The sequence below is a fragment of the Clostridium sp. UBA6640 genome (assembly GCF_002455975.1).
In the GTDB taxonomy this organism is placed as follows: domain Bacteria; phylum Bacillota; class Clostridia; order Clostridiales; family Clostridiaceae; genus Clostridium_J.
The window spans coordinates 2,806-28,281 of record NZ_DKLM01000051.1; the positions used below are offsets into that span (position 1 = coordinate 2,806).

24 protein-coding genes, 2 pseudogenes and 2 riboswitches are annotated in these 25,476 nt (G+C 32.5%); of the genes and pseudogenes, 3 read left to right on the forward strand and 23 right to left on the reverse strand.

The features are described from left to right. Positions 1 to 63: 63 nt before the first annotated feature. The 5 genes and pseudogenes from ribE (B2W91_RS05160) to B2W91_RS05180 form a co-directional block, all read right to left on the reverse strand. Positions 64 to 525 carry a 6,7-dimethyl-8-ribityllumazine synthase gene (gene ribE / locus B2W91_RS05160; RefSeq protein ID WP_291579218.1) on the reverse strand — a complete coding sequence of 154 codons (462 nt, stop codon included), beginning with the start codon at positions 523 to 525 and terminating at the stop codon, positions 64 to 66. Between the two features lie 67 nt (positions 526 to 592). Next, positions 593 to 1,792, reverse strand: coding sequence for a bifunctional 3,4-dihydroxy-2-butanone-4-phosphate synthase/GTP cyclohydrolase II (locus B2W91_RS05165; protein ID WP_291579219.1), 1,200 nt, complete (start codon positions 1,790 to 1,792; stop codon positions 593 to 595). A 12-nt stretch (positions 1,793 to 1,804) separates the two neighbouring features. After that, a pseudogene (gene ribE, locus B2W91_RS05170) lies at positions 1,805 to 2,448 on the reverse strand (riboflavin synthase). 4 nt (positions 2,449 to 2,452) lie between these two features. Beyond that, the gene (gene ribD, locus B2W91_RS05175) at positions 2,453 to 3,520 is read right to left on the reverse strand and encodes a bifunctional diaminohydroxyphosphoribosylaminopyrimidine deaminase/5-amino-6-(5-phosphoribosylamino)uracil reductase RibD (protein WP_291579243.1); all 1,068 of its coding nucleotides are present in this window, start codon (positions 3,518 to 3,520) and stop codon (positions 2,453 to 2,455) included. A 202-nt stretch (positions 3,521 to 3,722) separates the two neighbouring features. Further along, a riboswitch (FMN riboswitch) is annotated at positions 3,723 to 3,870 on the reverse strand. Positions 3,871 to 4,082: 212 nt separating this feature from the next. Then, positions 4,083 to 4,946: an SDR family oxidoreductase gene (locus B2W91_RS05180; protein WP_291579220.1), complete on the reverse strand. Its 864-nt coding sequence runs from the start codon at positions 4,944 to 4,946 to the stop codon at positions 4,083 to 4,085. Positions 4,947 to 5,089: 143 nt separating this feature from the next. On the opposite strand from B2W91_RS05180, the gene B2W91_RS05185 reads away from it, so the two are divergent. Then, positions 5,090 to 5,458, forward strand: coding sequence for a winged helix-turn-helix transcriptional regulator (locus B2W91_RS05185; RefSeq protein WP_291579221.1), 369 nt, complete (start codon positions 5,090 to 5,092; stop codon positions 5,456 to 5,458). An 88-nt stretch (positions 5,459 to 5,546) separates the two neighbouring features. Here B2W91_RS05185 and B2W91_RS05190 read toward each other — a convergent pair whose 3' ends face one another. From B2W91_RS05190 to B2W91_RS05225, 8 genes are all read right to left on the reverse strand, one after another. Beyond that, the gene (locus B2W91_RS05190; RefSeq protein WP_291579222.1) at positions 5,547 to 6,404 is read right to left on the reverse strand and encodes an SDR family NAD(P)-dependent oxidoreductase; all 858 of its coding nucleotides are present in this window, start codon (positions 6,402 to 6,404) and stop codon (positions 5,547 to 5,549) included. A 465-nt stretch (positions 6,405 to 6,869) separates the two neighbouring features. Beyond that, the gene (locus B2W91_RS05195) at positions 6,870 to 7,001 is read right to left on the reverse strand and encodes a hypothetical protein (RefSeq protein ID WP_291579223.1); all 132 of its coding nucleotides are present in this window, start codon (positions 6,999 to 7,001) and stop codon (positions 6,870 to 6,872) included. Between the two features lie 160 nt (positions 7,002 to 7,161). Continuing rightward, positions 7,162 to 7,809 (reverse strand): ABC transporter permease, encoded by a 648-nt coding sequence (locus tag B2W91_RS05200; RefSeq protein WP_291579224.1) that lies wholly within the window; start codon positions 7,807 to 7,809, stop codon positions 7,162 to 7,164. Further along, positions 7,736 to 8,989, reverse strand: coding sequence for an ABC transporter permease (locus tag B2W91_RS05205; RefSeq protein ID WP_291579225.1), 1,254 nt, complete (start codon positions 8,987 to 8,989; stop codon positions 7,736 to 7,738). Before B2W91_RS05205 ends, B2W91_RS05200 begins: the two co-directional genes overlap by 74 nt. Beyond that, positions 8,986 to 9,852 (reverse strand): ABC transporter ATP-binding protein, encoded by an 867-nt coding sequence (locus B2W91_RS05210; RefSeq protein WP_291579226.1) that lies wholly within the window; start codon positions 9,850 to 9,852, stop codon positions 8,986 to 8,988. Before B2W91_RS05210 ends, B2W91_RS05205 begins: the two co-directional genes overlap by 4 nt. After that, positions 9,833 to 10,123 (reverse strand): hypothetical protein, encoded by a 291-nt coding sequence (locus B2W91_RS05215; protein WP_291579227.1) that lies wholly within the window; start codon positions 10,121 to 10,123, stop codon positions 9,833 to 9,835. Before B2W91_RS05215 ends, B2W91_RS05210 begins: the two co-directional genes overlap by 20 nt. Further along, positions 10,113 to 10,640, reverse strand: coding sequence for an RNA polymerase sigma factor (locus B2W91_RS05220; protein WP_291579228.1), 528 nt, complete (start codon positions 10,638 to 10,640; stop codon positions 10,113 to 10,115). The genes B2W91_RS05215 and B2W91_RS05220 overlap by 11 nt, the downstream gene beginning before the upstream one ends. 110 nt (positions 10,641 to 10,750) lie before the next feature. After that, positions 10,751 to 10,897, reverse strand: coding sequence for a hypothetical protein (locus B2W91_RS05225; RefSeq protein ID WP_291579229.1), 147 nt, complete (start codon positions 10,895 to 10,897; stop codon positions 10,751 to 10,753). Positions 10,898 to 11,178: 281 nt separating this feature from the next. After that, a riboswitch (Lysine riboswitch) is annotated at positions 11,179 to 11,361 on the forward strand. Positions 11,362 to 11,527: 166 nt separating this feature from the next. Between B2W91_RS05225 and B2W91_RS05230 the strand changes: the two genes are divergently transcribed. After that, entirely contained in the window at positions 11,528 to 12,937 is a 1,410-nt protein-coding gene (locus tag B2W91_RS05230) for an APC family permease (RefSeq protein WP_291579230.1), read from the forward strand. Between the two features lie 4 nt (positions 12,938 to 12,941). Continuing rightward, entirely contained in the window at positions 12,942 to 14,546 is a 1,605-nt protein-coding gene (locus B2W91_RS05235) for an amidohydrolase (RefSeq protein WP_291579231.1), read from the forward strand. Positions 14,547 to 14,639: 93 nt separating this feature from the next. On the opposite strand, the gene B2W91_RS05240 is transcribed toward B2W91_RS05235, so the two are convergent. The 10 genes and pseudogenes from B2W91_RS05240 to B2W91_RS05285 all read right to left on the reverse strand — a co-directional run. Further along, positions 14,640 to 16,385 carry an ABC transporter ATP-binding protein gene (locus B2W91_RS05240; RefSeq protein ID WP_291579232.1) on the reverse strand — a complete coding sequence of 582 codons (1,746 nt, stop codon included), beginning with the start codon at positions 16,383 to 16,385 and terminating at the stop codon, positions 14,640 to 14,642. Position 16,386: 1 nt separating this feature from the next. Next, a complete protein-coding gene (locus B2W91_RS05245) occupies positions 16,387 to 18,177 on the reverse strand; it encodes an ABC transporter ATP-binding protein (RefSeq protein ID WP_291579234.1) in 1,791 nt (596 codons plus the stop codon). Between the two features lie 323 nt (positions 18,178 to 18,500). Next, positions 18,501 to 19,460, reverse strand: a complete 960-nt coding sequence (locus B2W91_RS05250) for a helix-turn-helix transcriptional regulator (RefSeq protein WP_291579235.1) — start codon at positions 19,458 to 19,460, stop codon at positions 18,501 to 18,503. A gap of 112 nt (positions 19,461 to 19,572) precedes the next feature. Continuing rightward, on the reverse strand, positions 19,573 to 20,094 hold the full coding sequence (locus B2W91_RS05255; protein WP_291579237.1) for a GNAT family N-acetyltransferase: 522 nt from the start codon (positions 20,092 to 20,094) through the stop codon (positions 19,573 to 19,575). 47 nt (positions 20,095 to 20,141) lie between these two features. Then, positions 20,142 to 20,798: a class I SAM-dependent methyltransferase gene (locus tag B2W91_RS05260; protein ID WP_291579238.1), complete on the reverse strand. Its 657-nt coding sequence runs from the start codon at positions 20,796 to 20,798 to the stop codon at positions 20,142 to 20,144. 98 nt (positions 20,799 to 20,896) lie between these two features. After that, positions 20,897 to 21,130: a hypothetical protein gene (locus tag B2W91_RS05265; RefSeq protein ID WP_291579239.1), complete on the reverse strand. Its 234-nt coding sequence runs from the start codon at positions 21,128 to 21,130 to the stop codon at positions 20,897 to 20,899. A 583-nt stretch (positions 21,131 to 21,713) separates the two neighbouring features. Further along, complete coding sequence (locus B2W91_RS05270) at positions 21,714 to 22,481, reverse strand: C39 family peptidase (RefSeq protein WP_291579240.1); 768 nt, start codon at positions 22,479 to 22,481, stop codon at positions 21,714 to 21,716. A gap of 379 nt (positions 22,482 to 22,860) precedes the next feature. Next, positions 22,861 to 23,529: an ABC transporter ATP-binding protein gene (locus B2W91_RS05275; RefSeq protein WP_291579241.1), complete on the reverse strand. Its 669-nt coding sequence runs from the start codon at positions 23,527 to 23,529 to the stop codon at positions 22,861 to 22,863. 9 nt (positions 23,530 to 23,538) lie between these two features. Then, the gene (locus tag B2W91_RS05280; RefSeq protein WP_291579242.1) at positions 23,539 to 24,963 is read right to left on the reverse strand and encodes an ABC transporter permease; all 1,425 of its coding nucleotides are present in this window, start codon (positions 24,961 to 24,963) and stop codon (positions 23,539 to 23,541) included. Positions 24,964 to 25,238: 275 nt separating this feature from the next. Further along, positions 25,239 to 25,476: pseudogene (locus B2W91_RS05285) on the reverse strand (copper oxidase); the annotation flags it as partial.

A 25,476-nucleotide genomic window follows, 5' to 3' on the forward strand; every position in this document is an offset into this window, starting at 1 on the left:
ATAGAAAACTTATTTTCCAGAGCATACTTTAGGTTTTCACATTGTATCTCTATACTACTTAAACTAAATATTTTTAATCAAATTAACCATTTCAATTGCTGTACAAGCAGCATCATATCCTTTATTTCCAGCCTTTGTACCTGCTCTTTCAATAGCTTGCTCAATATTATCTGTTGTAAGAATTCCAAAAATCGTAGGAATTCCTGTTGATAAACCTATAGAAGCAACTCCCTTTGATACTTCTGCACATACATAATCATAATGAGTAGTAGAACCTTTAATAACTGCTCCAAGGCAAATAACTGCATCATATTTTCCAGACGTGGCCATTTTTTGTGCTACTAATGGAATTTCAAAAGCTCCTGGAGCCCATGCAATTGTAATATCATCATCATTAACTCCATGACGTATTAATGCATCTTGAGCCCCAGATACTAATTTTGATACAATAAATTCATTGAATCTTGCTGCTACAATTCCTACCTTTATATTACTTGCTACTACATTACCTTCTAATTTTATCATTTCTTTTCCTCCAATTATTCTTTATAAATTTCTTCCTTTAATTAATGAATACTTTCGTCATATCACACTAATAAGTGGTCATATGTTCCATCTTCTCCTGTTTAGTCATAAGGTAAAATTTATCATCTTTGTTAGGATTGATCTGAATAGGAATACGTTTTTTTATAGTAATACCGTAATCAGCTAGCCCTGTTATCTTTTTAGGATTATTTGTTAAAAGTAAAAGTTCTGTTGCTCCTAAATCATGCAATATTTGAGCGCTAATTCCGTAATCTCTTAAATCTTCTGGGAAACCAAGCTTGATATTAGCTTCTACCGTATCATATCCCTGCTCTTGAAGTTCATAAGCCTTTAACTTATTGATAAGTCCTATTCCTCTTCCCTCTTGGCGCATATATAGAATAATTCCTCGTCCTTCTTTTGCAATAGTTTTCATAGCAGCATCAAGTTGTTCACCGCAGTCACAGCGACGGGAGCCTAATATGTCACCAGTTAAACATTCGGAATGGAGACGGCATAAAACAGATTCTCCATCAGCAACATCTCCCATTACTAAAGCTACATGCTCCTCCCCGTTTAATGTATTTTCATAACCATAAATAGTAAATTCACCGTACTTGGTAGGTAACTTTGCTTTTGCACTCTTCTTTATAACACTTTCTTCTTTTAATCGGTAAGATACTAAATCCGCAATAGTTATCACCGTTAATTTATGTACTTTTGCAAATTCCAAGAGTTCTGTGGTACGCATCATCATTCCATCTTCTCTCATAATTTCGCAGCATAATCCACATTCTTTAAGTCCTGCAAGCTTTACCAAATCAACAGTTGCTTCTGTGTGTCCCCTTCTTTCTATTACCCCGCCTTCTTTTGCCTCTAAAGGAAACATATGACCAGGACGTCTAAAATCTTCTGGCTTAGCATCATCTTCTACTGCCTTTATGGCAGTAATGGATCTTTCATAAGCAGAAATCCCTGTAGTAGTATCTACATGGTCGATAGAAACAGTAAAGGCTGTTGAATGATTATCTGTATTATTGTTTACCATCTGCTCTAGCCCAAGCTTCTTAGTCAGCTTGGCGCTCATAGGCATACATATTAAACCTTTTCCATAACATGCCATAAAGTTTACATTTTCCTGTGTTGCAAATTCTGCTGCACATACAAAATCTCCTTCATTCTCTCTATCAGGATCATCGATAATTAGAACGATTTTCCCATTTTTAATATCTTCTATCGCTTCTTCTATTGTGTTTACTTTTCTCATAATATCATCCTCCTAAAAGCCATTTTCAATTAAAAACTGTTCTGTAATCTTGCTATTTTTTTCTGATTCCTTTGATTTTAAAAGTTTTTCAATATATTTTCCTACCATATCACATTCCAAATTTACCTTATCACCAATTTTTTTATAAAATAAAATAGTTTCTTTTTGTGTATGAGNNTAATTGATACTTTAAATCCCTCTTCATCTACAGATGCAACGGTTAGACTAATTCCATCTATTGCAATAGATCCCTTTTCCACAATGTAGCAAAGCTGTTTTTTATCTGTGGTAATGGTGTACCAAACAGCATTGTCATCTTTTCTTATATGTGATATATATCCTATCCCATCAATATGTCCAGATACCATATGTCCTCCAAATCTTCCATTGGCAGGCATAGCTCTTTCTAGATTTACTTTTGAACCGCTTCCAATGTTCCCAAGAGTGCTTCTGTTCATTGTTTCAGACATAACATCTGCAGTAAATCCATCCTTTCCCATATCAGTTACTGTAAGACATACTCCATTGACTGCAATGCTGTCTCCGATTTTTGTTTCCTCTAGAACATCCTTACATTCAATAGTTAAAATAGATGATTTACTTCCCTTTTTAACTGATTTTATAGTTCCTATCTCCTCAATAATTCCAGTAAACATAATTTCAACTCCTCAAATATCCTTCTATGCAAAAATCATTCTCAAACTTTATTATTGTGGTATCTTCTAGCTCAAAAGCATCACTCATCTGTTCCCGTCCTTTACCTTCAATAGGCGTAAGTGCCTCTTTTCCTCCAATTATCTTAGGTGCTATGTAAACATACGCCTTTTTTATAATTGCTGACTCTAGAGCTGCCTCGTTTAACGTTCCTCCCCCTTCAAGCAGAATGCTGTCAATGCCTTTTTCACCAAGCCTTTCCATAAGCTTCTTTAAATCAATTCTTTCACTATCTTGGAATTCCATAAGAGTTACCCCTGCCTTGCTAAGCTCATACTTTTTCTCCCTATCACCTTTGCAGAAGGCAATAATTGTCTCAATTTCATGAGATGATTTTACAATTTTACTCTCTAGTGGAATTCTTAAGTTGGAATCACATATGATTCGAATAGGATTTACTCCAAGGTCTATTCTACAGTCTAACATTGGGTCATCTGCTAATACTGTTCCTATTCCCACCATAATTCCTGTGTATATTTTTCGTAGATAATGCACATTCTCTCTAGTATCTTCTCCTGTTATCCATTTGGAATTCCCTGTACAAGATGCAATCTTTCCATCTAAAGTCATTGCGTATTTTAATACGACAAAAGGTTCTTTCGTGGAAACATAATGAAAAAATACTTCATTTAGTTTTCTACATTCCTCTTCTAATACTCCAATAGTTACTTCAATGCCATGTTCTCTTAAAAGTTCAATTCCTTTTCCACCAACTAGAGGATTAGGATCAGTACAACCTACAATAACCCTCTTTATCCCATGTTCCACAATAGCTTCAGTACAGGGTGGTGTCTTCCCATAGTGACAGCATGGTTCCAAAGTCACATACAACTCTGCTCCTTTTGTATCTTCTATGCAGCTTAAAAATGCATTTCTCTCTGCATGAAGACCACCATATTTCATATGCCATCCTTCACCTATGATACGCCCATCCTTTACGATGACGCATCCTACCATTGGATTTGGGGATGTATGTCCAGTCCCCAGCTTTGCAAGCTCTAAAGCTCTTGCCATATAATTTTCATCCAAGCAATCCTCTCCTTTTTACTTCAGGCAATAGTTAGGAGAATTTTTCTTTATTTTAAAACACAAAAAGCCCTGAATACAAAAATATTCAGGGCATAAAATTCAATAGCTAATTAAATTTAAATTGCACAATAAAAACATCCGCAAAATAAATATAACGACTGCATCAAAATAAGTAGAGATATTCTCTCTGCTTCTTCTCCCATCCAGACTTTACTGTCGGCTTTGGAATTGCTAAATAATCAATTATCAGCTTCACCAAATCTGCAGTCCATGTATATGAACCGCTCGCGGGCTTTACCGCCGGTAGGGAATTTCACCCTGCCCTGAAAAACTTATTTTCTTTATTAACTTTTATATTATTTAATATAACATTAAAAAAATAATTTGTACAGTACTTTTCTTAATTTTCTGAAAGAGAAATTTCCTCTCAATAATTAAAATAAGTAACCGTTATACTAAAAATTTTTATTACTACTAAAGAATTATTAAATTAATTATCTAAGTTTTGTACAAACAAAACTTAGGTAATTAAGCACTATTTCTTTTTTTATGATATTTGGCTGACAATTTGGCTTAAAGCCTCTTTTATTGGACTAGCAGAGCGACCAAGTAATTTTTCTAAATCGTTGCTCTCCACCTCTAATTGGCCATCTCGAATACCTTTTTGCATGTTTACTAGCGTAGGAATATGTGCTTCTGGCACCCCTGAACCTTTCATAATGTTGGCATAAGTAGTATCATCGACTTGTTGTACAAGTACTTCTTTCCCTAATACCTCTCCAAGAGCAGATGCTAATTCCCCTTGAGTCATTAGCTTACCAGAAAGTTCATAAACTGTATTCTCGTGCCCTTTCCCAGTCAATACATTTGCTGCTACTTCCGCATAATCTTGTTGAAGCGCCCAACCTACTTTCCCTGCTCCGCCAGACGTAATCCAAGGTGCCCCTGCGATCACACCTTTTATGCTTCCAATTTCATTTTCCAAATACCAATTGTTTCGTAAAAAAGAGTATGGGATGCCTGTTTTCAAAATAGCTTCTTCTCTAGCTCGATGAGGCATAGCAAGGAATAAGCTACTTTCACTTGCATTTGTTACACTAGTATAAGCAATAAATTTAACTTGAGCACGTTGAGCAGCAGCTACAGCATTAATATGCTGTCTAATTACTGCTTCATCCTCCCCAGACGTAGATATAATTAAAAGTCGATCGATTCCTGAAAAAGCAGAATCTAATGTTTCTGGTTTTTCAAAATCTCCGTGTCGAACTTCTACTCCGCGAGCTCGCAATCCTTCTGCTTTCTTTGGATTTCGAACACTAACAGCTAATTGGCTCGCTGGTACAGCTTTTAATAACATTTCTACAACTTTTGACCCTAATTTTCCCGTTGCACCTGTAACTAATATTTTCATTTTCTTTCCCTCCAATTAAATTTTCATGTTGAATTATTAAGCTTAAATATATAGTATATTAATGGGAATAATAATAAAAGTAGGCATTTTTTTATGACATAGTCACAAAAACAGTACCATTATGTAAAGAGAGGGAAAACACAATGGCTCGATTTAAATTTCAAGTAGACACGCCTCCTGAAGAAAAAGAAGAAATATGTCCTTTGACAATTACTCAAAATGTAATTGCTGGAAGGTGGAAAATTATTATTTTATGGTATCTAAGTCAGCGAACAAGAAGATTTAACGAACTTCAAAGGTTGTTACCAGACATTTCAAAAGGAACATTGACAATACAACTGAGAGAATTGGAAGAGGACGGAATGGTTCATAGAGAAGTATATAAAGAAGTTCCTCCTAAAGTAGAGTACTCACTAACAGCCCAAGGTAAAAGATTTATCCCTGTACTGGATGCTATGGGAGATTGGGGGAAAGAATATATTAAGAAAAAACAAAAAGAACACAACTACTAGACACCAAGTTAATAAAAAGGGGCTTTATAAAAAGCCCAAAAAATAAAAATGTCAACGAAAAACATTTACTTTTTTCGTTGGCACTTTTTTATTTTTTGTTTTTATTCGAGAACCCTTCCAGCATTTGAACAGTTATATTGTAAAGCTTTTGAGCATTTTCTTTGTCAAATGTTTCCATGACAATACTCACTTTTTTTTCCAATTTAAAAGCAGATAAAGAAGCTTTTGGTGGATGTTCCAATAATTTTATGATAGGTTTTATTACTTCTTCTACTGGCTTTCCTATTATTTTATATGTTAGCTTTACGATACTCTTCACTACAGAGCTTTTATATGCTTCAAAGGCTCCGTCTGTTTGTGCAGCCCAAGGGTTAAAGAGGATATATTTTATCTTTCCACTGGTATCATTTTGAGCAAATGCAACACCTAGTAAATCATTTAATCGGCTGCCATGAAACATGGCTTTTTGGCTATGAAAATTATTCTTATATTGTATATCACTCCAGTCAACAGTTCCTTTCATCCCTGGTGCACAAACATTAAGAATAACAGGATTCTCAGCTTTTTCCAGCAGTCCTTTTAAGGCGTAACTAAGAATATATCTACTCAAGTAATATAAGGCAAAAGTAAATTCAAACCCTTCTTCTGTTTCGACGTATGTCTCCCTGTATTTTTGACTTGCTGCACAGAAAACTACCATATCCAAAGAATTAAATCGACTTTTTATCTCTTGCACAATACGCTGATTTTCTTTTACTAAGCTCAAATTTGCTTGAAGGAAAATTGCTCTTTTCTCTGCTTTTAATTGTTTTGCCTCATCATAGAATTTTTTACCTTTTGCAGATGAACTGCCGACAACAATTACACGGTCGCCTTTTTTTAAAAAGTGCATAGCAACAGCTTTTCCAACTCCATCTGTTCCACATGTTACAAGTATTGTTTTCATTTATTATCGTCCTCCTTAAGTACAATATCTAATAAAATAAAATATCCCTTATTTTATCCTTTGCTACTTTTGTTAATTGTATTTTTACAACTCTCTGGCCATCTTTCATTTTTATAGTATACTGAAAGTATCAATAATAAAAGTAGGTACTTTTTTATGACATAGTCACAAAAACAATACCAATATGTAATTTGAATTTATATTTCATGGTATTAAAACTTAACAGTAAATCGAACTCAATTAAGTGGAACTATTTATGATTTGGAAACCATTGAATGAAAAATAGGGGAGAAATTCTTATGATTGTAAGGTGAAATCCTGTTTTTTATATCAACTACTGTAAGGCATCTTGAATGTTTGCCGTGGCATCTGCTACTTGTTTTACTTGCTCTTTTGTCAGTGTTTTTACCCTTGTTCGAAGCTCCTTTATTTTTAAAACATTACGTATTGATGGCTTATCACTGTTTACGTGGTGTAGAAAACTTTTATATTTCTTTCTCCTGTGAAGACAGTCTTAACTAATTTCTCTGCTATATCCTTTGGTAGTTCTTCATTTCGATACAAACAATCATAAAAGTTTGTCGCTACAGTGTTCATTAGATTCGCTGTCTTCTCTGTTTTCTAGACTTTTTCCTCCAGTAAAATATTCCAGTATATAAAAATAAGAGGATTTATGCTTATATATTAAACATAAAATCCTCTTGTTATTTTACTCCAATTAAAATTCAAAGGGATATATTTTTATTATTAGTATTATTTAACTTAGCTTTCTTTTTAACCATTTAGTAACAACGGCTGTTAAAATCAAAACAATACCACCACCAAGCAGCCAATATTTTTCATCAAAACTACCATTTTTCATAGACAATATATAAAAATTGCGAACATACTTATTTTTTGTGGCCATATTTAATATTAAATAACCAATAGAAGCCATATAACCAAGTATAGTACTGCCTGATATAGCCGATGAGCAAAGCCCTACATTTCCTAAAAATACAGCAGATAAAAAAGTACCTAATATGTATTTTATAAGTGGAAAATCGCAGCCCTTATGCTTTAGTATCAATGTAAAAGAACCTACTAAAACAAAAATAATTACTAGGTTTAGAATTATTCTAACTAGGTAAGGTATAAACTGCGACATTGGTTTTGATACCACTATCTCATCAATTTCTTTTGCTTCCTCAGGAGCAAATACTGGCACAAGAAGTATAATACCAATGATAGCTGCATAGTTCTCAAGACAAACTGCACTAGATGCTGCATCAAGATTTGATATTCCTTGAATAAAAGATAAAACAAATAAAAATATAACTGAAAAAACCAAATTAGTTAGTATACCTAACTTTAGATTTATTTTTATTAACGCTAAACCACTCTCCCATTTTTCTCCTAATACCAAACTTACCCCTCCTTTTCTGTTCATATATAAATATGGTTATCATAACTATTAACAGTGCAAGCCCTGCAATTATAAGTCGATTTGTCATGATTTTACTAAGATTTTCTTCAATCAACATCCCATTACTATGATTATTGTGACGAATAAACAATCCTAGTAGTGGATAATCACCTTCAAGCTTTATATTGTTTATGTTGAAAAACCATATAAATAACTCCACTGCAATAGCTACCGGCGTATCTGTCAGTATGGTTAGGAACATTCCTATAGCTGTAACAATCATAAGTGTAGGCAATATCCACCATACTATATATTTTACAAAGGCAAATAAATCAATATTTAAATTTTCACTGTTTGCAAAGGACATAAAAGTTATAGTTTCTTTAATACCTAATATTATAATTGGCAATATCATCATAAAAATAAGTGAAAAATATCTTGATAAAAGAAGCTTTAAAGATGAGGTTTCCCTAAAATAAACGAGCTCCTCCATTTTACTACGTCTATCCTTAATTGATGTAAATACTACTACAAATATAGGAAATATCCCAATGATAATTCCCATATAATCACAAAGCAATCGTGCATATCCATTAGTTAATTTATCTTTTTGTATCATATACTCATATTCTTCAACTGCCTCCTCATAGGTGATTGGTATACGAGTGAACCTATCAATAAAATCTTCTCCGTAGGCAGATCCTCCTCCTAAAATCTCATCAATACTTATCATTAGCTCATTAAACCTATCAGGAGTCATATCGTTACTAATTGGCAGATAACCTGAACTGCTCTCCTCCCATAATAGCTTTATTGCTTCTATGGGTTTAGCAATCATCTCCTCCAAAATAGCTTCTATTTTTTTTGTTTCATCATCATCTAATTTAATAACTTTATAAAATCCAATCGGATAAGCAATATATTCATTTTCTTCATATTCACGATATAAGTTACCTACTACCTTTGGCATCATTTCCTTTGACATTGTAGATTCCTTTTCGCCATAGGGTGCATATTGTGTGTTCATATCTATTTTGGGTGGCGGAGAAAGTAAAGTTCTTAACTCCTCAGAAGTAGTACTTCCCATTTGCGAAATATAAAACAATATTGCAACTGCAATAAAAACATAATATATATATGTTTTCAATATATTTCTACACTCTTTAAAAAATAAGCTCATCTTGTCTCCCCTCCCATCAGTAGCATATAACCATCTTCAATGGTAGAGTCGCATGGTATAGCCTCAGCAAAAGGCTTACTATCTGCCAAAATTCTAAGAGTTATATTGCTGCCTTGTGAAAGCATAGATGTTACCATATGCTTATCTTTAATATTATTCAAATCCTTTTGCGGTACAGTAATTGTATAAACCTTACCTCTTGCAAACTCAGTAAGTTTCCCAGTTGTACCTTTGTAAATAACTTTACCATTATTTAAAACTGCAATATTCTCGCAAGTTGCTTCAATATCTCCTACAATATGAGTGGAGAGTATAACAATTCGATCCTTTGCAATTTCACAAAGTAAATTTCTAAAACGTATCCGTTCCTCAGGATCAAGCCCTGCTGTTGGCTCATCAACAATTAAAATCTTAGGCGCATGCATAATGGCTTGAGCAATTCCCAGTCGTCGTTTCATACCTCCTGATAGTGCCTTTACTCGTACCTTTTGACAATCATATAAATTGACCTTATCCAGTAGCTTTAAGATAATTTTTTTCCGTTGTTGTTTCGGTATTTCAGAAAGTACACCTAAATAATCCATAGCTTCATATACTGTCATATTAGGATACATAGAGAAATCTTGTGGTAAATATCCTACCATTTTACGAATATCTTTTGTATTTTCAATAGGAATACCACATATCGTTACACTTCCTTTATCTTTAACTAGAAGTGTGGTAAGTATGCGCATTAATGTGGTTTTTCCTGCACCATTTCTACCAAGTAGTCCAAACATACCACTTGGTATTTCAAGATTTATATTATCAAGTACTGTTTTTGTGCCAAACTTTTTAGTAAGATTAGATATCATAATTTCCATAAGTTTTATCCTCCAATGTATTAGTTGATAAATATTCAATAATAAATGCAATAGACAATGCCCCAATGGTTAGAGGATATATTGAATCAACAACAAATTGTGGGCACAATATAACAAATAAAAAAGCTATTATAGTGAAAATTATAGTGCCTATGGCTTTCATAGTAAGCCTACGATTAATGGCTTTTACACGGGTTTTTTCAAGTTCTTCATACTCTAAAATATTGACTTTGCACCACATACCATTTAAAAATTCTCGTTCACTTTTCATTTAGCATATCCTCCTCAGCATATTTTTGAAGTTTGTTTCTTGCCCTATACAGGATGATTTTTACTTGTGGTAATGACTTGTCCATAATTTCTGCAATTTCCTTGTAGCTAAATCCATAAATCTCGTAAAGACAAAATGCAGTACGGTAATCAGCCTTTAGGCTATTAAGTAGCTTTGTTGAATATTTTAACCTTTCTTGCTGTTCCATTAACTCATATAAGGTTGGTTCTGTACTTACTAAGTTTACATCTTCTAGACTTACAATATTAGAATCTTTATTTCTGCGTATAAAATCTATACACTTGTTTCTTATCACTGCAAACAGAAATGTTTTAAATGTATTTTTAGCCTTGTATCTATGACGATTTATGTATATAGCTGCAAAACTTTCTTGTACAATATCTTCTGCCATATATACATCTTTCAAAAAGCTAAATGCAAAACCAATTGCTTTTTCCCTATGTCTTAGAACAAGTTGTTCAAAAGCTTTTGTATCACCATTTTTAGTTTGCTCCATTAGCATGTTGTCATCACAAATATAAATCACCACCATTCAGTAAAAAAGTTAATCTCTAACTCTTCCTTCATAAGCTTACACGAAAAAAACTTGAAGAAGTTACACTTAAATTAAATTTGTATATTTTTTGACTGGAGATAAATTGTTTCTATTTGAGCTGATGGTGTTAAATCTTCTACACCTTTTAAATACTCTTTTAATAAAATAGCTGTATTTCCTTGCTTTCGTGGACTTGCTAAAACAGATAATATATTCATATTTATTCTTTCCTTTCAATTAATTCGGCGAATAAATACTTTTGTGCACATATATGCACATTCATGCACACGTCAATAATAATTTATAAATATTATTATGAACCGTCCCTTACACAAAAATTAATGATTAACAATTAAGAATGAAGAATTCAGGAAAANNAGAAAAGAATTTTTGTTATGAACCGTCCCTTAAATAATATATAATTATATAGAGTTGACAAGATGTAAATATCATGTTACGATATCAAAAATTAAAATTTCATAAAAATCCTCATCCTTAAGGGTGGGGTAGAGGCGCGATTGCTAATATTAACTATATCGAGGTCGGAAACCTATGACATATAGTGAAAGGAGCCGTCGCCGAAGTTTCAGATACCAAAATCTGATGCTGGGTCTGTATTTAATAGGTACAGGACTGTCATCATCGTATTTGCTCGATACTTTGATGTTGCGCTATCTCACATTGAGCCAGAAGGGAGAGGAATGTCTTTAGCTTTGCTATACGCATATAAGCACCTGACAAACCTGTTAGGTGTTTTTTATTTTCACTATTATTTTTAATTTTTTACAATATTGTAAATTTAATGAACAAACATTGATAATTAATTACTAAAAACGGAGGATGAGCATATGACTAATAATTCAAATGATTTAACTCAAACAAAGAATTCAGGTTTTAAAAAAGAAATTGGTCTATTTGGTGGGGTCAGTATTTTAGGAGGTATAATGGTAGGATCAGGGATTTTTTATCTAGGCTCATATGTATTAATGAGAACTGGAATGAGCCTTGGTTTAGCTTTATTAAGTTGGATTCTTGGAGGCTTAGTTTCTCTATTAGGTGGTATTTGTTATGCTGAACTAGGTGCTTCAGATCCCCGTTCTGGTGGACTAACTGTATATTTAAGTGAGGCCTATTCACCTATGGTCGGTTTTTTAGGCGGTTTTAATAGTTGGTTAATTGGTGGTCCTGGTTCTATTGCTGCCTTAGCAATTGCACTACCAAGTGCTTTAACCATTATTATGCCCCTTGGAGAATGGACGATTAAAATTATTGCTATCTTTTTAATCATAGCATTGACCATTGTCAATTATTTTGGTGTTAAATTTGGTTCTAAACTGCAAAATCTATCTATGATTGCAAAATTAATTCCTATTGGAATCATAATGATCTTAGGTCTTTTATTTGGAAAAGTATCACCAGATTTAAGCTTAGTTCCCAGGACAGCAGATGCAAGCTTTGGCTCAATTATTAGCATGGTAGCCTTTGCTGTGGTAGCAAGCTTATGGGCATACGAAGGATGGACTAATTTAAACACCGTAGCTGAAGAAGTAAAAAATCCTAAGAAAAACTTACCCCTTGCTATCATTATTTCTATACTTTCCATAACAGCACTGTATACACTATTTAATTATTCTATATATAAGGTTATACCTATTGATGAAATTGAAAGTTTAATATCTAATAATCAATATTATTTAGGAACTTATGCAGCAGAAAAACTACTAGGAAATACCGGTAGTATTTTAGTTGTAATAGGAATGGTAGTTGCTATGTTTGGAGCTTTAAATGGTTGCATCCTAGCCTTCCCGAGAATGTATTATGCAATGAGTGAGCAAGGTCATTTCTTTGAAAGCTTTAAAAAATTGCATCCTGTCCATAAAGTTCCCTATGCTCCTTTAATAGTACAATGTGTAATATCTGTGATACTAGTACTACTAAGAAACTTAAATCAGTTAACTTCTTTAGTTGTGTTCTCTGGAATGATGTTTAATACTTTAGGTGTATACGCAGTTATGATTTACAGGAAAAAGCGCCCTAATGTAGAAAGACCTTATAAAGTAATTGGCTATCCTATTACAGTAATTTTAACAACTGTTATCTTCGTAGGATTAATGATAAATACCTTTATTGAAGATCCTCAAACCTCAATTATTGGTTTAGTGGTGCCAGCTATTGGTACATTATTTTACTTCTACTTTGATAGAAAAAATAAAACTGCACAAGAAAATAAAATTTTACAAGAAAATATAAGGGGATGATATTTTGAAAACAATTTTAAAAAACTGCAAAATTTATGTTGAAAAAAATAATTTTAAGGAGGCAATCTTTATTGAGAATGGTATTATCCAGCAGATTGGTACCAATGAGGAAATCCTAAAAAACAATGCTGATAATATCATAGACCTTCAAGGAAAAACTGTTTTACCAGGTTTCAACGATAGCCATCTTCATATTTCACATATGGGAGATGCTATGAGTTCCTGTAATTTAACATCTGCTAAATCAATTGATGAAATTATTGAATTGGGTAAAAAATTCATTGAAAAAAATAAAGATATAAGGGTTTTAAGTGGTAGAGGATGGAATCAAGATTATTTCACTTGTGGTGAAAAACGTCTATTAAATCGCTTTGATTTAGATAAAATATCTACAGAAATTCCAATTGTCTTTGATAGAGTATGTGGACATGTTTCAGTAGGAAATACCAAGACTTTAGAAGCACTAGGCGTAGATGAAAACACTATTGTAGATGGTGGTGTAATTGAAGTTGGAAGTGACGGAAAGCCAAATGGTATATTCAACGAAAATGCAGTCCGCGTTATTCAATCAGTTATCCCAGAAAAAGATGATAAAGAAAAAGAGAATGAATTTATAAAAGCTGCAAATTATGCTTTAAGTGTTGGAATAACCTCTGTTCAATCATGTGATATTATGAGCAACAATTTTAAGAGGATGTTTAATATAATCCATAATATCTATGATAATAAAAAATTGAAATTAAGATATAGTCACCAATACAATTTTCAAAATATAAATGATTTCAAAACTTACCTGGAAACTGAGCATAAGACAGGACAATATGATGAAAAATTCTTATCAAAAGGTGTACTAAAACTATTTAAAGATGGTTCTTTAGGTGCTAGGACTGCTTTAATGTTAAAGGATTATGAGGATGCTCCAGGAAATAAAGGTGTAGCAGCATTAAGCGATAAACAGTTACAAGATTTATGTGATTTAGCAACAGAACATGAAATTACTGTAGCAACCCATGCAATTGGTGATGGTGCCGTAGAAAGTGTTATTAATGCCTATGGAAAAACTATGAAGGATGGTAAAAATCCTCTTCGTCACGGCATTGTTCATTGCCAAATTACAAGTCAGGAACAATTGGAGAGAATTGCTAAATTGAATATACCTGTTATGTACCAGCCTATTTTCTTAGACTACGATATTAAAATTGTAGAAGCACGTGTTGGAAAAGAATTATCAAGTACTTCTTATGCTTTTAATACTTTATATAAATTGGGAGCTCCAATAAGTTTAGGAACAGATTCTCCAGTAGAAGACTGTAACCCATTCCCCAATATTTACTGTGCAGTAACAAGACTAACATTAGATGGTAACCCAGTGGGAGGCTTTTATCCAAATGAAAAGATGGCACTTGAAGATGTTATTGATGCCTACACAATTGGTAGCGCTTTTAATGAGTTTAAAGAAGATTTTAAAGGAAGATTAAAACCAGGTTATGTTGCTGATTTAATCCTATTGGATAGGGATATATTCACCATAGATGAATTTGAAATCAAAGATATTAAGATTGAAAAGACCATGATAGATGGAGAATTTGTATATGAGAAACAGGATTAAAAGTTAAGTTAAATTAGATCTATAAATTATAATATAAAATACCCTAGTAGGTAGTTCACCTACTAGGGTTCACATATAAGAGTACAAGTATTCCTATATACTCCATCCCTCTGCTGTCTTTCTTATGTCTAAAAATCTTTTATAAACACCTTTCTGATTTATTAATTCTTTATGAGTTCCTCTCTGTACAATTTGCCCTTCATCCACTACAAGTATTTGATCTGCGTTTTCAATAGTAGCAAGACGATGTGCAATTATTATAATGGTTTTTCCATGTACTAAAGTACTAATAGCCTTCTGTATTGCATGTTCATTTTCTGGATCTATGCTGGCAGTTGCCTCATCTAGGATAATAATAGGAGCATTTTTTAACATTGCTCTAGCTATAGATATCCGTTGTTTTTCCCCTCCAGAAAGAGTGGAACCACCGTCGCCAATCACTGTTTCATATCCATTAGGAAGACTCATAATGAAGTCATGGCAGCAAGCTTTCTTAGCTGTTTCCACTACCTCTTCAAAGGTTGCCTCTGGTTTTCCAAATCGAATATTATTAAGTACGGTGTCATGAAATAAATATACCTTTTGAAATACCATACTGATATTTTTGAGAAGACTATCACAAGTCATTTCCTTTACATTGATACCTCCTACTGATACACTTCCTTTATCAATGTCATAGAATCTAGCAATTAAATTACATATAGTTGATTTTCCACTTCCTGAAGGACCAACAATTGCTGTAGTAGTATTTTCTGGTATAGTGAATGATATATTCTTTAATATTTCTCGCTTTTCATAGGCAAAGGTAACATCTTTAAATTGAATATCATATGCAGATAATTCCATGTCCTTGCTGTTTTTATCAATAAATTCTGCATTTTCTATACTATCTAATTTATCTAGTGTTGCATCAATAATTTCCAATACATGAGCTGCATTATTTATAGCTTCAATATGCCCAAAGATGACAAAAGAGAAAATAGCCATCATAAGCGTGGTAGGGATACCCATAGCTCCATTTGTCGCCATTATTGCTGAAGTAAGAACAATACCGACAGATGCTGCCTTAAGAGCAAATAAATGGAGACAGTTATAAGGAACATAATTCTTTTCAATTTTCATATTTATATCTTTGCTCATCTTGTAGGCATTGTTAATACCTTGTATAGAAACTCCATCACGTTTAAATGCCTTAACTACGGGCATTCCTCTGATATATTCAATAGTAGCTGTAACCATGCTATCTTGTGCCTTTTGATGTATCGGTGCATTTTCACTACTCTTATTACCAAGTAATTTTAAGAATAGTGCAGATAACAATATACCGACTACTGCAATTAGAGCAATCCACAAATTATAAAATGCCAGACAAAGCACCATTGTAAATGCACTGATATATCCGTTTACTACAACATCAATCATCTTCATTCCATACATCTCAATAAAGGACAAATCTGTGGTTACTGCTGAAGCAATTTCTCCAGCACTCTTTTTGCTAAAAAAACCCAAAGATACTCTTTTTAATATGTCACCAATTCTAATTCTTTGTTCTGCTGCTACTTCGTGTCCAATACTTTCTTGAGTAGATGCACGAAGATAAGCAAAGAAAAATCTACCCATTACAGTAAAAATCATAAATCCTAACATATAGAATACCCAATCTATTGTTAGCTTGCTATTACCCTGCATGTCCCCTATGATTAGATTTAATGCATATGCTGCTCCCATAATTGGCATGGCTGTAAACATAGTATTAAAAAAGGAGTATATAAACCCTATATATAAACGTTTTTTTCGCTGTCCAGACCACTCAATAATTCTTTTTATTGATTTAAACATCTTACATCACTACTCCTTTCTCATTGTTAGCTGCCCATTTCTTTGCGCCAATATGAGCCTCCCACATTCCCTTATAAAGTTCACACTCCTTAAGAAGTTCGTCATGAGTACCTGTATTTATAATACATCCTTTTTCCATAACGACAATTTTATCTGCATTTTTGATGGTAGTTAGTCTATGAGCAATCACTAATAAGGTTTTACCTTTGGTAAGGACAGCAATAGATTTTTGAAGTTTATCTTCATTTTCTGGATCAGTAAAAGCTGTTGCTTCATCCATGATAACAATAGGTGCATTTTTTAATATAGCTCTTGCTATAGCAATTCTTTGCTTTTCTCCCCCAGATAATTTTCCTCCTGCCTCTCCAGCATTGGTATCATATCCCTTATCAAGATTTTGAATAAACTCATCACAACAAGCTGCTTTTGCCGCATTAATTACTTCCTTATCTGATGCCTTAGGATTACCAAGTCGTATATTCTCCATAATTGAACAGTTAAACAAGAAATTATCCTGAGTTACGAAGCTCACTGTATCAGCAAGTTGTGACAGTGGAAGTTTTTTTATATTAATACCTCCAATTTTCACTTCTCCACTACTCACATCCCAAAACCTTGCAATCAATCTTGCAACAGTGGACTTTCCTCCTCCTGAAGGACCAACCAGTGCTGCAAAGTTTCCTTGTGGAAGTTTTAAATTAATATTATTAAGTACATTATTTTCTTCACTATTTAAATTACCATTTTTATCAGTATCATAGGAAAAAGATACATTTTTTAGCTCAATGTCATATTGATGAAGGTTTACTGGTTCTAATGAATTTTCGAGTTCTTTCAAATTTAAAAATTCATATGCATCCTTTATAGCATATTCTATAGCTTTAATCTCATTTACAAATACAGTAAAACTAGTCAATGGTGCTACAATTCCCAAGGATAATATTAAACACATTGTAAGATCCGCTGGACTTAAAGAGCCATTGATATAAAGGTACATACCAATAGGCATAGTACCAAGTAGAGTTGATGGTAAAACTGATCCACCAAAATTCATAAGCTTCCAAGTGCTTTCAAACCAGTTTAGTGTATATGCTTTAAAAGACTCTACTGCTTTTTCAAATTTTTCATAAGAGGATGAAGAACGATTAAATGCCTTAATAACTTCAATTCCTTCTACATATTCTACAACTACGCTATTTACATAGTTGCTGGACTCCATGTAATCCGCATACTGTTTATTAAATGTCTTCATCATAAATGTATAAGCTACAACTGCAATTGGCACTGTAACCAATGCTGCAAGTGCCATGCGCCAGTCTATCATAATAATGTAGATAAACACCCCTATAGGTAACAGTAAATTAGAGATTCCCTCTGGAATCAGATGAGCTAATGGAAGCTCAATAGTTTCCACACGATCTACAATAACATTCTTAAGCTTTCCTACTGGCTGATTCAGCACAGTACCAAGCGGGGCTTTCATTAATCTATCAGCAATCTTAAGCCGCATATTCTCTAATATAGTATATGCAGAAAAATGAGCTAACATAGTAGATATGGCATAGAAAGTAAGCTTCACAATATACCCTGCAAGACATATTGCCGACCAAAATAATATACTCTTTATTGTTTGACTTCCATCGAAAAATGAAACTATGATTTGATAAACTCCTACATAAGGTACAATTCCACCTGCAACACTGATTATGGCACATATTACTGAAAAGATCATTTTCACTCTGCACTCTGATGCAAAAGCCAAAACTGTTCCTAACCAATTTTTTTCTTTCATTTTACACCCTCACCTCTCACAGATTTTTTAGTTTTAAAGACTATACCTTTTTCTTGTCTTTCTATTGCAGTATGAATGCATAGATTAAATCTAAAAGTTCTATGTCTATATAATTAGTCTTTTAAAACAATTATAGGGACTAGTTATAACTAACTAATCCCTATTTTAATCATTCATAAATATGCCTGCCACTCCGCAAGGGTTAAATATGCTCCAATTAGACATTGGAGTTAGTATATTCTAACTCTAATGTCCAATAAAAGCACCCTTCGGCACTTATAAACACATATATGATAACATTATAAAGTAGAAGACCACTCCATTTATACAAAGGTTTTTCTATATTCAGAAGGTGAAATATTCATAAGTTTTTTAAATGCAGAGGCAAATTTACTTGAATTCTCGTAACCAACCTTCCCTGCAATGGTAGTAATACTTTCATTAGTTTCACGAAGCATTAACGCCGCTGCTTGCATGCGATAAGATCGCATATATGCAGACATTGATGTGCCATAAACGCCTTTGAAGCAATTCTTCATAGAAGTAAGTGGTATATCAAATTGGGTGGACAATTTCTCTAAGGTAATATTCTTTTCTATATTATCAGTCATATGTTTCATAATTAATTTTACTTTTTCAACTTGCTTTTTAGAGAAATATGGTCGTTCTTCAGCTTTTTCCGATACATTTACCACTGTTAAAAACAGTAGTAGTTCTAAGACCTTAATCTTAAAATAATTTATACGAATTTTATCAGGCACAGTATAGAGTTCGGAAAAGATATGTTGAATGGAGTCCTTTGCACGCATAATAAAAGGTAATTTTCCTAAACAAAATTTGCTATATAGTTCTTGTAGATCAATAGAAAGACTACCAAAAATATTTGATAATGTTTTCGATGCTTCTTCAATATATATTGCTACTGTAATTCCATGATAATGTTTTAGAGGAAGCCCGAATCCTATGGCGTGATGATTTCTTGGATTAATCTGTAAATCTCCCTCCTGTAAATACATGTATAAACCGCCCTCAAGTTCCCATTCGATACGGCCCTCTCGACAATGATCGATTCCTATCATCTTAACTTTTGGTAAAAACTCTGAGAAACAATTTTGCATGTGAAAATCATTATACATCAAATCAATGCCAGGAAATACATTGTAGCAGCTCATGGTACCTTCTCCAGTGATATCTTCCATTTTATATACAGTACAATCTTCATCTTTTTTTATTACAATAATATTATTGCCATAAAAAGCTTTTTCTTCCGATAATCTATCCAATTTGGCCCATCTCCATTTCTATTTTAATGAGAGACCTAATAATAGAAAGCTTGAAAGTATAAAATCTTGTGCCTCCTAAAGTTTACCTTAAATAATTATATCCTTATAAACATTATGACTTAATCCATTCCTCTTTTAAAATCCCCATAATGATTTTGTCATGAAAACTACCGTCTCTATAAAATGCTTGTCTCATAATCCCTTCTGTTTTGAAATTAGCCTTAGTATAAGCTTTAAGTGCTCCTACATTTTTTTCGGAAACAGTAAGCATTATTCTATTAAGATCTAAATCTTCAAATCCATATTTAACAATCTCTTTTGTTACAAATGTACCTACACCTTTTCCATGGTAAGATTTATCTCCAATAAATATAAAATATTCACCTGATAGATCTATTTCACTGATTTGAACTATACCAGCATATCCAATTAGTTTTCCATTACAGTTATCTACAATAGCTTGATTGTAAGATGATTTATCTAATAAAAGTTTATCAAACCAATTTGATATTTCATCATTACTTTTCATTTTCTGAAATGTAGATAAAGAATATCTTATTACCTCCTTATCTTTTATCCAAGAAAAGAAATATTTTTTATCAGATAACTGTAAATCTCTTAATTTTATATTCATGCAACATCTCTCCTATCGGTATTCCAAAATATTTATTTAAATATTATCTATTTCTTACGTGCATTTATATAATAATATTTAGAATAGTATTTTTTACCATTTAAATAACAATAGTCTATATGGCGTATTTTTTCTATATCAAAATTGTGAAATAAATTTAAAATTTCTTCGCGATTTGCGTAAAAGTGTGGTATATCTTTGTCTGGACCATCTTCTTTGTTTATTACTGTATTTTCATCTATTTTAGGAAATCCAGCTTTCTCAAAGTCCCAAGCTTCCTTAGAACACATTGATGTGTATATTTCTCCACCTTGTCTCAGTACTCGTTCTATTTCACTTATGATTTTTTTCGCCCCTAATGTATCTGTATGCGAAATAACATGATATGCAAATATACAATCAAAAGAATTGTCTGCATAAGGTAAATCAATCATATCTCCAACTCTTATATCAATATTTAAGTTTTCTTTTTTAGCCCATTCTTTTAAGTTATTCATCCCGTAATCTGATAAATCTATAGCTGATACACTAAACCCTTGTTTTGCAAAAAATATAGAATGTCGTCCTAATCCAGCACCTAAATCTAAAATATTTTTAAAATCTAATTCTGACCATTTGCTAGAGAAATAATAACTATCTTCAGTTGGCTTTAACCAAGGTGACTGATTTGCTTTCTCCCATTCCCATCCTTTTGAATTTACCATTTCTATTTCCCCCATTCTAAAAAAGTTATTACTTAAACGAACGGTTTATAAGTATATAATATATAGCTTATTATGAACACTATATTAAAACAAAGCCTTTATTTATTATCTTTTTCATTGCCCCTTTTAAAGTTTCCTGTTATTTTTGCCATAATTAACTGAAGTTCCTTTCCATCTGCACTTTTTATTTTAGCTAAAAATCTTTCACTTTCTTTTCCTCTTAAGATTTTAACTTGTTTTCCATACCAATATATAAAAACCTTATTATCCTTTAAAACACTATATGAAAATGGCTCTTCATCAAGTTTATTACGTTTATCTATATCATCCATTTCTATCTCCTCAATTATTTAAATTATTATATACCTTAATAAGAGTACACTATTCAATAATTGTACCATTTATTTCATAGATATTACATTATTTTGTAGCACTTAGCTAAATCCCCTATATTATACTATTTTGATGGAAGTACAGTAGTATATGAAATCTTTCTTTTCCTATTGAATTTAAAATGATAGAATTAAATAAAATTGTTAATATATTTAAGGAAGTAGAAGTCAATGCTTTCATATCCTGCTTCAACTTCTAGGGATGAGTATTAATCTTATTATTTAATTCCTAAAGTTCACAAAAATATAATGTAATATAAAAAAACAAATTGCATTCACAATTTGTTTTTCCATACCATTTTTTAAAAACTTCTTAATTCCTTAAAAAATTTTATCGCTGATTATATGTTAAACCCTACGGGCATCTTTCTCATCTACTTCTTCACATACATTTGCTGTTTGAACAAAGAATTCAGTCAATATCTGATGACGTTCCTATATACTCTCTGCTTTCTCACGGCCCATTTCAGTGAACATTTTATATCCTTACTACTATGTACATTTTCTTTGTTATATTAAAAGATTATTCTTTAATGGTCATTGCTTGAGAACCCATTTGCTTCCATGCTTCTTCAAAATTTATACGATTTATTTTTTGATTGGCTTCTGGATAAAGCGGATCATTAATATAGATGAAATTATCATCATAACCTGTAATAACCACACTATGTTGATCATATGTAACTTGCATCTCACCCATTTTCGTATTCCAAGTCTCAAATGCATCTGAAGATAATAGCTGAAAACTCCAGTTACTTATCACCCAAACTGGATGACCTTGATCAATTTGATCATATAAATCTTTCATACTTTTTCCTGTGAGATTTATAATTCTTTCAGATGAAACATATTTTTCTGCTAAATCAATGATTGGCTCCACATAAACCCCTAAACCATTATTATCAAAGGTTTCCATATCGCCAACAAAACCTTCATGCATATTTCCACGTTGCCCATCTTCATCTATAAACGGAACATATTTTATCATTTTAGAAAGCTCCATTTTATCTACATTTATGTTCATATATTGTAAAAGCATTGCAAGACTAGTTACTTCACACCCTCGTGCTAGCTCTGGTTCTTGCATAATTAGTGGAACTTCTAAACCTTGGTTTTCTTTAGAAATATTATCTTCATAATTAATAGTTGTTTTACTTTCTTTTTCCTCAGTGGCTTTAACAATATGTTGATTGTTGATTACCTTTAAAAGAGTAATTAATGCAACAATTAATAATAAAAAGCTTGCTATTCTAATAGATGCTACTTTATAATGCAATTTTTGATTTTTCATTTTAATTTTCTCCTTTGTTTTGTGTTCTATACATGAAAATATACAAGAATAAAATGAAGAAGAAGTAAAGATTAATTTCTATTTCTACTAAGATTACACAATACAAAATATATAGACAGATAGTTTTACAAGAATAATAGTTAAATGCTATTATAAACATTTGATATATGTGTGTAATGGTAAAAATGAAACCCTATCTGTCTATCTCTTTATTTATTTAATCTTTAAATCATTAGTTCTAATACTCCAACATTAAATACAGCCTGCTTGTCCATAATTTTACCACAAGTTTTAAAACAAATTTACTAAGCATTACCTTATGAAAATCAAATTTACTATTGCATCTTTTTATTTGATATTATTATTTTAAACTTCTTTACTATTTACTAATCTTTATTAATTTACCCTCATTAATTCCTAAAACTACATCAGCAACAGAAGTAACCTTTTTAGAGTGAGTAACAATAATAACACATTTATTCTGCTCATGAGCAAGTGCAGTAAAAATTTTAAGGATTTCCATTTCGGTATCTTTATCTAAATTTCCTGTAGGCTCGTCTGCAATTATAACACCTGGGCTATGAGATAAGGCTCTTGCAATCCCCACACGCTGCTGCTCTCCACCTGAAAGTCTTAGTATCTTACGATCTGCAGTTTCTCTGTCAATACCTACATTTTTCAAAAGCGCATATGCAAAAGTTTTTTTATCTTTTTCATCACTACCACTGATATTCATGGACAGGACAATATTCTCCATCGCAGTTGCATTTGTTAAAAGATTAAAACCTTGAAATACCACTCCTATATCCTTTGACCTATATTTGTCACGATCAATATTTTTAAGATTTCCCTTTCTATACAATATATCACCGCTTGTACAAACGTCAAGACCTGAAATAAGGGAAAGCAGTGTGGATTTGCCAGAACCGGATTTTCCTACAATGGTGTAAACTTTTCCTGCTTCAAATTCTGCGCTCACTTCATTTAAGACTATCTTTTTTCCACCTTCGTATTTATAGCTTACATCTTTTAATGTCAATACACTCATATATCTCACCTAATTCCTTTCCATCAGTATTTTAATAGGTTCATATTTTGTAATTTTACCTATGGAAACAATTCCTGAAACTGAAGCAAGAAGTAATGAAATAGCAATAATTTCTCCTATTGTATCAAGTCCAAGGGAAACGTCCATATTATCTAGTGGCTCTGCATTTATAGATTTTGCTGGTTTTCCACCTATCATTATCATTTTAGGTCCCCCTGCACTTGCCTTACTCTCTGCTAATTCTGCCGCTGCAATTTGATTATTAAGCAAAATATTTGCTACAGGCTGCGATGCAACTGTTCCTGAGCTTATTCCAATCACTAAGCATATACATGTTATGATGAGCATTTCTGCCCAAAGTCCTAAAGCTACCTTTCCTTTTTTCATACCCATAGCTCTTAGAACACCAACTTCATATTTCCTTTCACGAATAGAAATTGAAGAAAGAAGTGCAAGAATGATTCCACCAAGAATCAGAACTATAATCATAAAAGTAACAGAAATGCTCTTTAGACCTTCAACTGGGCCTACAATTTTATGATAGTTTGCTTCATCTGTTGCAACATCATATATTTCATTTAACCCTTTTTCATATACCTCATTTCTAAAATTTTCTATCATATCTGGATTTTTCAAATAATAGGTAGCATCAATCTCGATACCTCTTTTTCCTGAATCCATAGGAGCTAAAACTGTGTCAAAATCAGCTAAGATCTCATTACGTCTATTCATATAAGGATTTTTAAACATTGAGTTAGAATATTCTTCTGTTGTATCATAAAAAGTACCAACAACAGTTAATGTATACGTAATATCCTGGGTATTACCTTCTTCATCAGTAAGCATTCCATCTAAAGTAATTATATCTCCAACTGAAATATTGTTAAGCTCAGCAAGATCTGTGCTTATAACACATTCATCTTTATTTTCTACTATCCTTCCATCTACAATTTCACGATCTCCAGCTTCAAAATCTTCCCAAAGATTTCCGTAAAGGCGCATTTCTGGCTGAAAGCCGGCTGCTCCCTCCCGCCCCATCATCATAGGTTTACCTTCTGCTGCATCTGCATCTATTGGGGTAACATTTTCGCTCTTAACACCAGCAGCTGCCGTATAAATACTATTTAAGATATATTCTGAATCGCCAAAGGCAATATATTGCTCAGGTGATATAGGTGGACGCTGTATTCTAACAGTGCTTTTACCGCCATCCATCTGTGTTTGAGACTGCTGTCTCATTTTTTCCATATTGGGAGTAATGGTAACCTCCGAACCGAAACGAGTCTTATAATCATCGATAATTCCACTTGCGGTATTATTAATAATCAGTGCAACTACTGTTGTAACAATAATGGCAAAAATTATAATGCCCATCAAAATATTTCTTCCTCGATTTCGCACTATATTTTTTAATGCATTTTGAAAAATATACATATTGATTTTCTCTCCTTTAATGTCTTATATTTTGTGAATAACCACTCCATATTTATCATTATAATTTCTCAACCTTTAACGAACCTTAAATGAAAGCTTAACCTGATGAAAATTAAGAATTAATAATAAAATTTATTTTTAAAAACTCCAAAGGCTTTGCCAGTGGAGTTTTAACCATAGTTCTTCATCCTTAATTCTTAGTTTTTATCTCATCATGAAGAAGCCTGCATTATAAATAAATACAGGCTATTTTCTACACAATACTAAATTTCTTATTACATTGATTTATCTGGCGCATCTGTTTGAATCATTGTTAACTGACCACCTGGATATATTCCATTGTTGGTAACTTTATAGTCATCATGATTATGCATTGGATAAAATTGTGGGAAGAACTGATCATTTGGGTCACCACAAGGCTGATTACAAATTTCTACATAGTTTATCAGTTGTGGATTGGCACAGTGTACCGGCTCCTCCGGAATATCAAAGATGGCATTAGGATCAATTTTC